14 protein-coding genes are annotated in these 12958 nt (G+C 64.8%); 11 read left to right on the plus strand and 3 right to left on the minus strand.

Translation table 11 applies throughout. The annotated features are described in order from the left end of the window. The 5 genes from AABA84_RS13590 (at window position 1) to AABA84_RS13610 (ending at window position 3638) form a co-directional block, all read left to right on the plus strand. Entirely contained in the window at window positions 1–807 is an 807-nt protein-coding gene (locus AABA84_RS13590) for a biotin--[acetyl-CoA-carboxylase] ligase (protein ID WP_338312276.1), read from the plus strand. After that, entirely contained in the window at window positions 807–2477 is a 1671-nt protein-coding gene (locus AABA84_RS13595; RefSeq protein WP_338312277.1) for a ribonuclease J, read from the plus strand. Before AABA84_RS13590 ends, AABA84_RS13595 begins: the two co-directional genes overlap by 1 nt. 88 nt (window positions 2478–2565) lie before the next feature. Beyond that, window positions 2566–2970: a methylmalonyl-CoA epimerase gene (mce, locus tag AABA84_RS13600; protein ID WP_212089931.1), complete on the plus strand. Its 405-nt coding sequence runs from the start codon at window positions 2566–2568 to the stop codon at window positions 2968–2970. A gap of 9 nt (window positions 2971–2979) precedes the next feature. After that, the gene (locus AABA84_RS13605; protein ID WP_028141469.1) at window positions 2980–3255 is read left to right on the plus strand and encodes a DUF1467 family protein; all 276 of its coding nucleotides are present in this window, start codon (window positions 2980–2982) and stop codon (window positions 3253–3255) included. 35 nt (window positions 3256–3290) lie between these two features. Next, window positions 3291–3638 (plus strand): hypothetical protein, encoded by a 348-nt coding sequence (locus AABA84_RS13610; protein WP_212250858.1) that lies wholly within the window; start codon window positions 3291–3293, stop codon window positions 3636–3638. An 89-nt stretch (window positions 3639–3727) separates the two neighbouring features. Here AABA84_RS13610 and AABA84_RS13615 read toward each other — a convergent pair whose 3' ends face one another. Next, window positions 3728–3991 (minus strand): GlsB/YeaQ/YmgE family stress response membrane protein, encoded by a 264-nt coding sequence (locus AABA84_RS13615; protein ID WP_212250860.1) that lies wholly within the window; start codon window positions 3989–3991, stop codon window positions 3728–3730. Between the two features lie 33 nt (window positions 3992–4024). Beyond that, window positions 4025–4474 carry a YidB family protein gene (locus AABA84_RS13620; RefSeq protein ID WP_212250862.1) on the minus strand — a complete coding sequence of 150 codons (450 nt, stop codon included), beginning with the start codon at window positions 4472–4474 and terminating at the stop codon, window positions 4025–4027. A gap of 276 nt (window positions 4475–4750) precedes the next feature. Between AABA84_RS13620 and mtnK the strand changes: the two genes are divergently transcribed. Then, window positions 4751–6040 (plus strand): S-methyl-5-thioribose kinase, encoded by a 1290-nt coding sequence (gene mtnK / locus AABA84_RS13625; protein ID WP_338312278.1) that lies wholly within the window; start codon window positions 4751–4753, stop codon window positions 6038–6040. 223 nt (window positions 6041–6263) lie between these two features. Here mtnK and AABA84_RS13630 read toward each other — a convergent pair whose 3' ends face one another. Beyond that, window positions 6264–7148 (minus strand): hypothetical protein, encoded by an 885-nt coding sequence (locus AABA84_RS13630; protein ID WP_338312279.1) that lies wholly within the window; start codon window positions 7146–7148, stop codon window positions 6264–6266. A 280-nt stretch (window positions 7149–7428) separates the two neighbouring features. On the opposite strand from AABA84_RS13630, the gene AABA84_RS13635 reads away from it, so the two are divergent. From AABA84_RS13635 to AABA84_RS13655, 5 genes are read left to right on the plus strand one after another with little or no spacing between them, the layout of a single operon-like run. Further along, on the plus strand, window positions 7429–9018 hold the full coding sequence (locus AABA84_RS13635; RefSeq protein ID WP_212250868.1) for an ABC transporter substrate-binding protein: 1590 nt from the start codon (window positions 7429–7431) through the stop codon (window positions 9016–9018). Window positions 9019–9078: 60 nt separating this feature from the next. After that, window positions 9079–10002, plus strand: coding sequence for an ABC transporter permease (locus tag AABA84_RS13640; RefSeq protein WP_018320166.1), 924 nt, complete (start codon window positions 9079–9081; stop codon window positions 10000–10002). Continuing rightward, a complete protein-coding gene (locus tag AABA84_RS13645) occupies window positions 9999–10820 on the plus strand; it encodes an ABC transporter permease (protein WP_091967151.1) in 822 nt (273 codons plus the stop codon). The genes AABA84_RS13640 and AABA84_RS13645 overlap by 4 nt, the downstream gene beginning before the upstream one ends. After that, complete coding sequence (locus AABA84_RS13650; RefSeq protein WP_338312280.1) at window positions 10817–11797, plus strand: ABC transporter ATP-binding protein; 981 nt, start codon at window positions 10817–10819, stop codon at window positions 11795–11797. The genes AABA84_RS13645 and AABA84_RS13650 overlap by 4 nt, the downstream gene beginning before the upstream one ends. Then, the gene (locus AABA84_RS13655; protein ID WP_338312281.1) at window positions 11790–12833 is read left to right on the plus strand and encodes an ABC transporter ATP-binding protein; all 1044 of its coding nucleotides are present in this window, start codon (window positions 11790–11792) and stop codon (window positions 12831–12833) included. The genes AABA84_RS13650 and AABA84_RS13655 overlap by 8 nt, the downstream gene beginning before the upstream one ends. The last annotated feature ends 125 nt before the right edge of the window (window positions 12834–12958 follow it).

Genomic DNA, 12958 nt, shown 5'->3' on the forward strand with positions numbered 1-12958 from the left:
ATGGGTTTCGCGCTCGGTCCTCGCGCATCATCCGCGGGCTACAGGCTCGCGGCGTTCGAACGGACCGGCTCGACCAATACCGAGGCGATCGAGCACGCGAGGCGCGGCGAAAGCGGTCCGATGTGGTTCGTCACGTCGGAGCAGACTGCGGGCCGCGGCCGTCGTCAGCGCGCCTGGATCGCGCCGCGCGGCAATCTCGCCGCCAGCATCCTCGAGGTCATGGACGTTGCTCCCGCCGTCGCCGCCACCCTCGGTTTTGCCGCGGGACTGGCCGAGGAGGCCGCGCTGGAGAAGGTCAGCCTGGAGGCCGCACTCCGCCTCGGCCCTGATCGTCCGCGCTACGCCCTGAAATGGCCGAATGACGTTTTGGCCGGTGGCAAGAAGCTCGTCGGCATTGGGCTCGAAGCCGAAGCCATCGGCGACCGCCTCGCCGTCGTCGTCGGCATCGGCACCAATGTCGTGGCAGCGCCCGAGGGCACGCCGACGCCCGCGGTGTCGCTGGCCGCGCTCGGGGTGCAGATCAGTGCGGAGGAGCTGTTCTCGGCGCTCTCCGACGCCTGGGTCGAGTTCCGCGGCATCTGGGACAATGGAAGCGGCTTTGCCGAGATCCGCAAGCTGTGGCTGGAGCGCGCCGCGGGGCTCGGCGAGCGGGTCGCAATCCACACGGGAGCGATGACGCTGGAAGGCATTTTTGACACGATCGACGACACCGGCTGCCTGATCGTCCGCACCGCGGAGGGCCGCCGCGTGCCGGTGGCCGCGGGCGAGGTGTTCTTCGGTTCGGCCGCGTCCGTAGGAGCTGCGTGATGGCGAAGCCCGAAGAACTGGTATTTGCGCCGCTGGGCGGCGTCGGCGAGATCGGCATGAACCTGTCGATCTACGGCCTCGGCAGCCGCCAGCAGCGCGCCTGGATGGCGGTCGATCTCGGCGTCTCCTTCGGCGACGAGGAGCACCTGCCGGGCATCGACCTGATCATGCCCGACATCAGCTTCCTGGAGAAGGAGCGCAAGAACCTGATGGGCCTGGTGCTGACCCACGCTCATGAGGATCATTTCGGCGCCATCATCGATCTCTGGCCGAAGCTGAAATGCCCGATCTACGCCACGCAGTTCAGCGCGGCGCTGTTCGAAGCCAAATGCGCCGCCGAGCGCAACGCGCCGAAGATCCCGGTCACGGTGGTGCCGTCGGGCGGGCGCATCGACGTCGGCCCGTTCAACGTCGAGTTCATCCCCGTCGCGCACTCCATTCCTGAAGCGCATGCGCTGGCGATCCACACCTCGGCCGGCACGGTGCTGCACACCGGCGACTGGAAGATCGACCCGACCCCGACCCTGGGAGCTCCGACCGACGAGAAGCGCCTGCGCGAACTCGGCGAGGAGGGCGTGCTCGCCCTGATCGGCGATTCCACTAATGCGGTGCGCGACGGCCGCTCGCCCTCGGAAGCCGAGGTCGCCCGGACCATCATCGATCTGGTGAAGGCCGCCAAGGGTCGCGTCGCCGTGACGACCTTCGCCTCCAACGTCGCGCGCATCAAGGCTGTGGCCGCCGCAGCCAAGGCTGCCGACCGCGAGGTCGTCGTGGTCGGCCGCGCCATGGAGCGCGTGGTGCAGGTCGCGCGCGAATGCGGCTATCTCGACGGCGTGCAGAATTTCCGCTCGCCCGAGGTCTACGGCCATCTGCCGCAGGACAAGGTGCTGGCGCTGTGCACCGGCAGTCAGGGCGAGCCTCGCGCGGCGCTGGCGCGCATCGCCAATGACGACCATCCCGAGATCACGCTCAACCGCGGCGACAGCGTCATCTTCTCCTCGCGCACCATCCCGGGCAACGAGAAGGCGGTCGGATCGATCATCAACAATCTGGTGCTGCAGGGCGTCGAGATCATCACCGACCGCGATCATCTGGTCCACGTCTCCGGCCATCCCCGCCGCGACGAATTGCGCGACATGATCGCCTGGGTGAAGCCGCAGCTCCTGATCCCCGTCCACGGCGAGGCGCTGCACCTGAACGAGCACGCCAAGCTGGCGCGCGCCGCCGGCGTGCCCCGCGTCCTGGTCGTCCGCAACGGCGACCTGATCAAGCTCGGCCCGGGCGATCCCGGCATCATCGGCGAAGTGCCCTCCGGCCGCCTCTACAAGGACGGCACGATCGTGGAGGACTCCAAGTCCCGCGCCGTGGTCGAGCGGCGACGTATGGCGTTTTCCGGCTGTGCCTTCGTCGCCATCGCCATGACTGAGCAGGGCGAGCTGGCCGACGATCCCGAGGTCGATCTCGTCGGCATTCCCGAGAAGAACAGAGCAGGCGAGCCCTTTGACGACATCGTCTTCGATGCCGTGGTCTCCACCATCGAGGGCCTGCCGAAGGTGCGCCGCCGCGACCCCGACGCATTGGGCGAGTCGGTGCGACGCGCCGTCCGGGCCGTGATCAACGAACATTGGGGCAAAAAGCCCCCCTGTCTGGTACACGTACTGACAGTGTAATTTGGGCATGATCTTTTCGGAAGACCGCGTCACACTTTGCGCTAACGCGGCCCTTCGGGTCCGGATCATGCCTTAGGGGAGAAGACACATGCTGGGCCGGCTCAACCATGTCGCGATCGCGACCAAGGACGCCGTCAAGGCCGCCAGGATCTATGGCGCCGCGTTCGGCGCTGAGATTTCGGAAGCCGTACCGCTGCCCGAGCACGGCGTCATCACCGTGTTCGCGACGCTGCCCAACACCAAGATCGAGTTCATCGAGCCGCTCGGCGAGGCCTCGCCGATCGCAAAATTCGTCGAGCGCAACCCCGACGGCGGCATCCACCATGTCTGCTACGAGGTCGTCGACATCATCGCCTCGCGCGACACGCTGGTGAAGGAGGGCGCGCGGGTGCTCGGCGACGGCGTGCCCAAGATCGGCGCCCATGGCAAGCCGGTGCTGTTCCTGCATCCGAAGGATTTCTCCGGTGCGCTGGTCGAGATCGAGCAGGCATAGGGCCGAACCATGGCCATCCAGATCTCAACCGCGATCGCAATCTACTTCGTCATCTGGTGGGTCGCGCTGTTCCTGACGCTGCCGTTCGGCGTGCGCAGCCAGCACGAGGATGGCGTCGGTGCGCCCGGCACCGACCCCGGCGCGCCGATCCTGACGCGGATGGGCCGCAAGCTGATCTGGACCACCATCATCTCGGCGATCATCTACGGCCTCGGCCTCGCGGCCTATCACGCCGGCTATCTCTCGATCGAGCGCCTGTCGAAATTGATGGGAATGCCGTTCTAGATGTTTTTGCCGACGACATTGTTTGGGGGGAACGAATGGCTTTTCAGAGGATCGTCATTGCACTTCTGGTGCTGATCGTCGCCGGCATCGGTGCCATCGGCTATTTCGAATGGCGGATGGCCGCGCAGGTGCGCACCCTGAAGGCGTTCGTCGAGGGCTATGTCTTCAACGAAGCCGTGATGGCCTGCGAGCAGGCCAAGAGCTCGACGCCGTTCAAATGGAACGGGGGCAAGAGCACCTCGGTGATCGGCCTGAACTCGGCCAAGCTGGACAAATACACGGTCAGCGCCAGCTACACGCTGGTGGCGGACAGCGTCTATTGTGATTACGATCCGATCAAAAGAAAGGCCGAGATCGGCTCCAGCTTTTTGGAGCGGGAGTAACGATCCGGCGCTGGCAGGCATGAGCGCGCCGCCGCCTGCTCGTGCGGCGCGAGTTCGCGCACGCCCGATCAGCCGCTCCCGCGCGGGGTCTAGATCGCTCGGCGTTGTCGGCCGGCGATGAGCCCGTAGACGAACAGCACGATGATCGCGCCCACGACCGCACCGATCAGTCCCGCGCCTTCTTCGGCACGATACCAGCCGAGCGCCTGCCCGAGGTAAGTCGCAACGAAGGCGCCGATGATCCCGAGGATGGTCGTCAGGATGAAGCCGGACGGCTCGTTGTCGCCAGGCATGATGAACTTGGCGATCACGCCGGCGACGAAGCCGATGATGATTGTCCAGAGAACACTCATTTCCACACCTCTTTCCAGGTTAAGCGGCGGCGATTATGCCGCAGGCAGGTGTCCGTCCGGCGTGTACTTGTCGACCGCCGAGGGCAATTCCCGGGATAGCCTCGTGAGGATCTCGTCTTGCGAGAGCCCCGTCTGCTGTTCGAGCTTCTCCAGCACGTCGGGGCCGATGGCATTCCTCAGCTCAGGCGACGAAATTTCCTTGTTGGGTCCAGGCTTGACCCATGAATCGGCGACCTCACCCTGGCCGTTCTGGTTGAACCGCTCCAGGAGCTCGCCAATGCCTCCATTGAGCAGACCCCCGATCCCGCCGGCGCCGAGCATGCCGCCCAGATTGCCGAGCACTCCTCCAGGCGGCTGCTGGCCGCCCGGGGACGAGCCGCCGGTCGCACCTTTCAGCAGCTCAGCCAACTTGTCGCGATTCTGATAGCCAGCCATGGCCAGCATCGCCAGAAGGGCAGTCATGGAGGGCATCCCGCGGCTCATTGGCTAACTCCTTCAAAATCTCAGAAACGCAAAACTGTCTCAGCCCGCTTGTGTTCCAAAAATCGGCAAATCGCGGACTCGCGACCGCGCGGCCCGGCCTGGTCGCCCGACACGGAGAGCTTTGCGTGCAACTGCTCCTGGCGTGCGCCGGCGACACACAGGTGGCGGACCGCCTTGATTGCGATTACGATCCGATCAAAAGAATGGCCAGGATCGCTCAAGCTTCCCAGAAGCGGGAGTAACGATCAGGCTAGGCCAAGCATGGGTGGGATCGTCATGACCGGGGACCGGGCAGGGGACTATCGAATTCTGCACGAAGCGGCGCTGCGGGATTATCTGGCAGGCCTTCCTGATATCGCCGCACTCCTGGGCGGCGAGCCGGCCTCCTGGGAGATCACCGAGGTCGGCGACGGCAACCTCAATCTCGTCTTCATCATGAAGGGCGCAAGCGGCGGCGTCGCCGTCAAGCAGGCGCTGCCTTATGTGCGCCTCGTCGGCGAAAGCTGGCCGCTGCCGCTGTCGCGGGCCCATTACGAATATCTGGCTCTGTCCCGGCAGGCCCAGCTCGCGCCCGGCCTCGTGCCGGCTTTGCTGCATCACAACGAGGCCCTGGCGCTGACGGTGATGGAGCTGCTCGAACCCCACATCATCATGCGCAAGGGGCTGGTTGCGGGAACGCAATATCCAGGCTTCGTCGGTGACATCACCACCTTCATGGCGCGGACGCTGTTCTTCACCTCCGACCTCGCGCTGTCCGCGGCCGAGAAGAAGGAGGGCATCGCCGCGTTCGCCGGCAACCATGCGCTCTGCAAGATCACCGAGGATCTGATCTTCACCGATCCCTACCGCATCGCCGAACAGAACCGCTGGACAGCGCCGTATCTCGATGCGCTCGCTGCAAGCCTGCGTGATGACATGGAGCTGCATGTTGCGATCTCCCGGCTGAAGCTGAAGTTCATGGCAAGCCCCGAGGCGCTGCTCCATGGCGACCTCCACACCGGCTCGATCATGGTGACGGACCGCCAGACGCGGGTGATCGATCCGGAATTTGCGTTCTATGGTCCGATGGGGTTCGACGTCGGCGCCGTGCTCGCCAACCTCTTGATGGCCTATTTCGCCTCCGCCGGGCACGAGCGTGCACCGGGCGAGCGGGCCGCATTCGAGGCCTGGGTGCTGGCGACGGTCGAAAAGGTCTGGAACGAGTTCGCCCGAAAGTTCCTCGACCTCTGGCGGGTGGAGGGCACTGGCGACGCCTATCCGGTCTCACTCTTCGCCGGCGAGCGGGGCGCGGCGCGCCTGGAGGCCGAGCGGCAGGTCTATATGCAGCGCCTGTTCGCCGACACCGTCGGCTTCGCTGCCGCAAAAACCATCCGCCGCATCTTCGGTCTCGCCCACAACATCGATTTCGAGCTGATCGAGGACGCGAAGAAGCGCGCCATCAGCGAGGCCCGCGCGGTGCGGCTCGCACGGGCGATGATGGTGGAGGCGGGGACGTTTCGGACGATCGCCGACGTTACGGGTGCTGCGCGAAAACTGCGGGACTGGCAGCCGGAGCTAACGGACTGACAGGGCTTTGTGGCGAGGAGCGCGCTCCGCGCTCACAATGACAATGCCGGGCAACGGGCGCAGCTGTTTCATCGTCACCCTGAGGTGCCGGAGCGTAGCGAAGGCCTCGAAGGGCGACAGCCCGGCTGTATCGCGGCCGTTCATCCTTCGAGGCTCAGCACGCGCTGCGTTCGCATCGCATGCTTCGCACCTCAGGATGACGGTCCAAGACGCCAGCGCGCCCTCAATACAGCCGCATCGGAAGCGGGGCACCGTCCGGTCCAACCAGCAGACCCCAGGTCTCGTTGGCCGCGACCTCGAACTCCCGCTTCTGCGCCGCGGTGCCTTTGAGCTTGAGGGTGACCTTGTACTTGCCCGGCGGCAGATCAATTTTCTGGCTATCAGGCAATTTGTCCGCGACGGCATCGGAATCCATCAGGTTCTCTCCGGCGTGAGCCGCCAGTCTGATGGTTCGCTCATTGACGGTGATGTCGGCCGCTTCATCCGTCTCGTTGCCGAGCAAGAACATCACTTGTCCCGGTGACGGCCGGATTTTGGCCGTGGCGGCCAACGGCTTGCGCAGCGCAAGGTCGGCGATCGTTGTGTTGTCCTGACGGACGAGCCGGAGCAGCGCCGGACCATCTGACGTCGTGAAGGCGACAACGGCCCTGTCTGGCTCGACGACCGCACCGTCGTTCTCGGTCCAGCCGCGATTTTCGAGTGCAGCGCGATAGAAGCCGAGCACGGCCGCAAGACCGAGCGGCGTCTCGACGTGAGCCGACCTCATGAAGGGCGAATTCTTCGCGGTCATCAGGGCCCAACGGTCGACCAGCGGCAGGCCCATGTCGTCGGACATTTTGGCCTCGAATGTCCGGCTCGTGGCTTGTGTCAGAAGCCCGATAGTGCCGCAGAGCAGGCGCTCGCCAAGATAGTCCGGGGCGCAACGGCTCCTGAGTGCCCACCATGTATCGTCGACAAACCCGTTCGACCGCTTGGTGTGGGACCAATTGATTTGAATGTTTTTCGTCGCGCCGTCGCGGGCAGGGTCCAGCGTGACGGGGATCGCCATCGCCGCTGTCGCGGCGACGAGACTGCCGGCGAGTAGGATACCTAGCGTTCGGCGGGTCATTTTTTGCGCGATCCTTGTTTTCCGCGATCCTTGGGGCTCAGATAACGATCCTGAGCTTGGTCGCGTCGATCACGGAAAATGTTCACTGTTCCCGTTACTCGATGACGCACCGCGTCAATCGGCAGCTTGCATTGCTGCGCGGATGCAACCGGCCCCGAGGGCGTCGTCGAAGAGCCACCTTTCGGAACTGGCATTGGTCTCCACCAAAAACGAAGCTTGCGTTCGACGGGCTACGAATGATCAAATCTCTGATCGGAATACCTGCGTTGGTGGGGGACACATGATGTTCAGGATGATGGCGATCGTCGCGGGCTTGGGACTGGCGCTCGCCGGGTCAGCTGAGGCCCAGACGCCGCGCAAGGGCGGAACCATCCGCATGACGGCGCCCTATGGCTCGAGTTTCACCAGCCTGGACATTCACACCACGCAGCGCGCCCAGGACGAGATCTACGCCAAGGCCCTGCATCGCTCGCTCTACATCTGGAATTCCGCTGAGGGCAAACCGGTCCTGGAGCTTGCCAAGGAGGATGTTGTCTCGGGCGGGGGCCTCGTTCACACCTTCAAGCTGCGCGACGACGCCTATTTCCACAACGGCCGCAAGATGACGGCCGACGACGTCATCTGGTCCTACACCCGCATCATGGACGGCACCAAGGCCTATCCAGGCGCGCGGTTTGTCCGCGTGATCGAGGGCGCTGCCGCGGTCGAGAAGGGTCAGGCCAAGGAGATCTCCGGGCTGAAGAAGATCGACGACTTCACCGTGGAGATGAAGCTGACCGAGAACGTCGATCCCGGCTTCTACTTCTTCACCGCGCTGACCTCGATCTATCCCGCCGACGAGGGCGCCAAGGAGAGCTTCATCCAGAAGCCGATCGGTCTCGGGCCCTTCAAGTTCGTCGAGCATGTGCCGGGATCGCGCATCGTTCTGGAGCGGTGGGACCGGTTCTACAAGCCCGGCAAGCCCTATGCCGACAAGATCGTCGTGTCGATCATGGCCGAGGCCGCTGCGCGCGACGTCGCCTTCCGCAACAAGGAGGTCGACACCTCCGTGCTCGGGCCCGCGCAATATGTGGCCTACCAATCCGACGCCAATCTCAAGGGCACCATCGTTGAGGTCGCCGAGGTCTTCACGCGCTACATGGGGATGAATCCCTCATTCAAGCCGTTTGCCGACAAGCGCGTCAGGCAGGCGATCAACTACGCGATCGACACCGACCTGATCATCAACAAGCTGGTCAAGGGCAAGGCCTATCGCGCCACCAGCTGGCTGCCGCTGACCTCGCCCGCCTACGATAAGGCGATGAAGCCGTACGCTTACGATCCCGCCAAGGCCAAGCAGCTGCTCAACGACGCTGGCTATCCCAACGGCTTCGAATTCGAATGGACCACCAGCCAGAACGAGAGCTGGGGCTTGCCGATCGTCTCGGCCGTGATCCCGATGCTGGACAAGGTCGGCATCAAGGCGAAGGTCAAGCAAGTCGAGACCGCGGTGCTGGCGGAGGTGGTTCGCAGCGGCGACTACCAGGCCTTCATCTATTCCCAGGCGAGCGGCCCGGATCCGCTGGCGGCCCTCAAATGCTTCCACTCGTCGACGCCGCAGCCGGCCTGCAACTACATGACCTACAAGAACGCCGAGTTCGACAGGATCGTCGACGAGGCCGGGCAGGCCGACGACGCTGCAAAGCGCACCCAGCTTCTGCAAAAGGCCAATGCGCTGCTCTACGAGGAGGCTCCGGTCTGGTTCTTCAACTACAACAAGGCGGTCATGGCGGTGCAGCCGTGGCTCAAGGGGATTCAGCTGAACGCGACGGAGCTGACCCATCAGAACGTCGAAGACCTCTGGGTCGACGAGACCTCGCCCGCGAAGTGACATGCGCTCTCGCGCTCCCTCCGTCGTAGCGAACGATGGAGGGAGAGAGGAAAAGTGCCGATGCTCTCCTTCCTGTTCCGTCGCCTGCTGCAGACCATTCCGACCGTGCTTGCCGTCGTGCTGCTGGTCTTCGTGCTGTTCAGCGTCGTTCCCGGCAGCATCGTCTCCTCCATGAGCGACGACAGCGATCCGCAGGTCGAGCTGCGCATGAAGAAGCAGCTCGGCCTCGACGATCCCGTTTACGTGCGTTTCGGCGCCTACATTGCCAAGCTCGCGACCGGTGATTTCGGCACCTCGTTCCGGACCCGCGAGCCCGTCACGACCATGATCGCCAAGCGGGCTTGGCCGACGCTGCAACTGATCTTTGCAGCCATGGCGTTCTCGGTCGTGATCGGTGTGCCGCTTGGCTTCATCGCAGCGCTGCGACCGGGCGGAATCGTCGATACGCTTGCCATGGTCGTCGCGGTATCGGGCCTTTCCATCGCCAAATTCTGGCTCGGACTTGTTCTGATGTACCTGTTCGCGTTGAAGCTCGGCTGGCTGCCGAGTTTCGGCTATGGTGACGGCGGACTGAAATATCTATTGCTGCCGGCCGTGACCCTCGGCGTCTCGCCGATGGCGCTGTTTGCCCGGACGACGCGCGCCGCGGTCCTCGAGATCATGACCGCCGATTTCGTCCGCACCGCGCGCTCCAAGGGCATGAGCGAGACGCGGGTGGTGAAGTGGCATGTCATGCGCAACGCGCTCGTCATCATTCTCACCACCGTCGGCCTGCAATTCGGCGCGCTGATGGGGCAGGCGGTCGTGGTCGAGAAGCTGTTCTCGTGGCCGGGCATCGGCTCATTGCTGGTCGACAGTGTCCTGCAGCGCGACATTCCAGCGGTCCAGGGCTCCATCCTCGTGGTGGTGCTGGCCTTTCTCGCGATCAATCTGCTGATCGATGTGCTCTACGGCGTGATCGATCCCAGGATCAGATACGCATGAAGCTCCGCGCCAATCTCGTCATCGGTGGGGTGTTGTTCGCGCTGGCGATCCTGGTCGGTTTGCTCGCGCCCTGGCTGGCGCACACCGATCCCGTCATGGACGCCAATTTGATGAACGCGGAGGAGCCCCCGAGCTGGACCTGGTGGTTCGGGACCGACGACCAGGGCCGCGACATCTATTCCCGCGTCGTGTACGGCGCGCGGGTCTCGCTGACTGTCGGCATCATCTCGCAGCTGATCAACAGCGTCATCGGCGTGGCCTTGGGGCTGAGCGCCGGCTATTTTGGCGGCTGGTGGGACGATGTCGTCAACGCCCTGACCAATCTCATGCTCGCGATCCCCTCGCTGATCTTCGCGCTGGCGATCATGGCGGTGCTCGGCCCCGGCCTGACCAGCCTGCTGATCGCGCTCGGGCTGACCAACTGGTCCTTCACGTGCCGGATCGCGCGAGCCTCGGCGCTGTCGCTGAGGAGCCAGGGTTATGTGCAGGCTGCGACCGTGCTCGGCTACGGCGATTTGCGTATCATGACCACGCAGCTGCTGCCGAACATGCTGGGCCCCATCATCGTCATCGGCACGCTGGGCATGGGCAGCGCGGTGTTGTCCGAAGCCGCATTGTCGTTCCTCGGCCTCGGCGTCCGTCCACCGTTTCCCAGCTGGGGCAGCATGCTGTCGGAGGCCCGCGAGCAGATCACGACGGCGCCATGGCTCTCGGTGTTTCCGGGCCTTGCCATCTTCCTGACGGTGCTTGGCCTCAACCTGCTCGGCGACGGCCTGCGCGACATTCTCGATCCCCAATCGCGGAGCCGGCGGACATGACCGGCGCGCCGCTGATCGAAGTCGAGGATTTGGGCATCGATCTCGACGACGGATCGAGGCGCGTCGCGGCGGCCGAGGGCGTTTCGTTCCGCATCGACCGCGGCGAGACGTTCGGCCTCGTCGGCGAATCCGGTTGCGGCAAGAGCATCACGGCGCTCGCCTTGATCGGGCTGTTGCGACCGCCGCTCTCGATCGGCGGCGGCGTCATCCGGTTCGAGGGACAGGAGATCCAGCACCTTTCGGCGGCCAAACAGCGGGAGCTGCGCGGCAACCGGATCGCCATGATCTTCCAGGAGCCGATGACGGCGCTGAACCCGGTCTCGCCTGTGGGCCGGCAGATCGCCGAGATGTTCGTGCTGCACAAGGGCAAGAGCTGGCGGGAAGCGAGCCGGTTGGCGGTCGAGGCGCTGGCGAGCGTCCGCGTCCCCGCGCCCGAGCGCCGCGTCCACGATTACCCGCACCAGCTCTCCGGCGGCATGCGACAGCGCGTGATGATCGCGATTGCGCTCGCCTGCGGTCCGGATCTCCTGATCGCCGACGAGCCGACCACGGCGCTCGACGTGACCGTGCAGGCCGAGATCATCGAGCTGATGCGGAATTTGTGCGCCGAGCGTGGAACGGCCATCCTGATGATCAGCCACGATCTCGGCCTGGTCGCAAACGTCTGCCGCCGCGTTGCCGTGATGTATGCCGGCCGCATCGTCGAGGAGCGCGGCTCAACCGATATTTTTCGAGCGCCCTCGCACCCCTATACGCAAGGCCTGGTCGCCTCGCTGCCGAGGCTCGGCAGCCGCGCTGCACTCGGCCGCACCAGGCTCAAGGAGATCGCAGGCGTCGTCCCGGCGATCACGAACTTCCCTGATGGCTGCAGGTTCAATCCGCGTTGCGCGCAGGCGACCGATATTTGCCGGACAGTCGTGCCGGAGACGGATTGGCTGGACGCCGGCGGTCTGGTCAGGTGTCATCACCATGCATGAGCCGCAAGACATGCTGGGTGAGCGGAGGCCGGACGATGACCTCATCCTCAGCGTTAGGGATCTCGCGGTTCACTTTCCGCTCGGTGGCGGCCTGCTGGGCCGCGGGAAGCGGATGCTGCGTGCCGTGGATGGTGTCGATCTCAAGCTGAAGCGCGGCGAATGCCTCGGCCTCGTCGGCGAGTCCGGCTCCGGCAAGTCGACGGTCGCATTGTCGATCCTTGGCCTGCTGACACCGACGCGCGGCCGCATCGTGCTGGACGGGCAGGTCGTGAGGAGCAGGCAATCCGGCGATCGGAAGGCGTTGGCCCGCACCGTGCAGATGGTGTTTCAGGACCCTTACGCCTCGCTCAATCCGCGCCAGACCGTGCGTCGCACGTTAGAGGATCCCCTGCGGGTGCACGGCGTCACCGCGAAAAGCGAGATCGAGGACCGCGTCGCGACCATGCTGCGGCATGTCGGCCTCCGGCCGGAGCAGGCGGGTCGCTACCCGCATGAATTCTCCGGTGGCCAGCGCCAGCGCATCGGCATTGCCCGCGCCCTGATCCTCAACCCCAAAATCGTCATCTGCGACGAGCCGGTCTCGGCGCTCGACGTCTCGATCCGCGCCCAGATCATCAACCTGCTGCTGGAACTGAAGGACACGCTCGGCCTGTCCTACATCATGATCAGCCACGATCTCGGCGTCGTCGAGCATATGAGCGACCGCGTCGCCGTGATGTATCTCGGCCGCATCGTCGAGAACGGCCCCTGGCGCGAGATCTTCGAACGGCCGGCGCACCCCTATACGCAGGCCCTGATCGCCGCCATCCCGGATCCCTTGCGCCACGCCCCGCTGGCGACCACCGGCGGCGACCTTCCCAACCCGCTCAATCCGCCGAACGGATGCGCCTTCAGCCCAAGATGCCGTTATGCGGAGGCGGTGTGCCGGAGCGAGCCCGGGCCCGTGCTGGAGACTCGGGCCGATGGGCATGCGGTGAGGTGCTGGCTGACCGATGAGATCGGCGCAGAGAACCTTGCCCTATCACCATCACCCTGAGGTGGCCGCTCCTTCAGCGGCCCTCGAAGGGCGACGGCCCGGCTGGCAGCGTGGCCGTTCATCCTTCGAGGCTCCGCATGCGATGCTTTCGCATCGCCTGCTCCGCACCTCAGAGGCTGTGAATC

The sequence above is a fragment of the Bradyrhizobium sp. TM239 genome (genome assembly GCF_036247985.1).
GTDB lineage: Bacteria > Pseudomonadota > Alphaproteobacteria > Rhizobiales > Xanthobacteraceae > Bradyrhizobium > Bradyrhizobium ottawaense.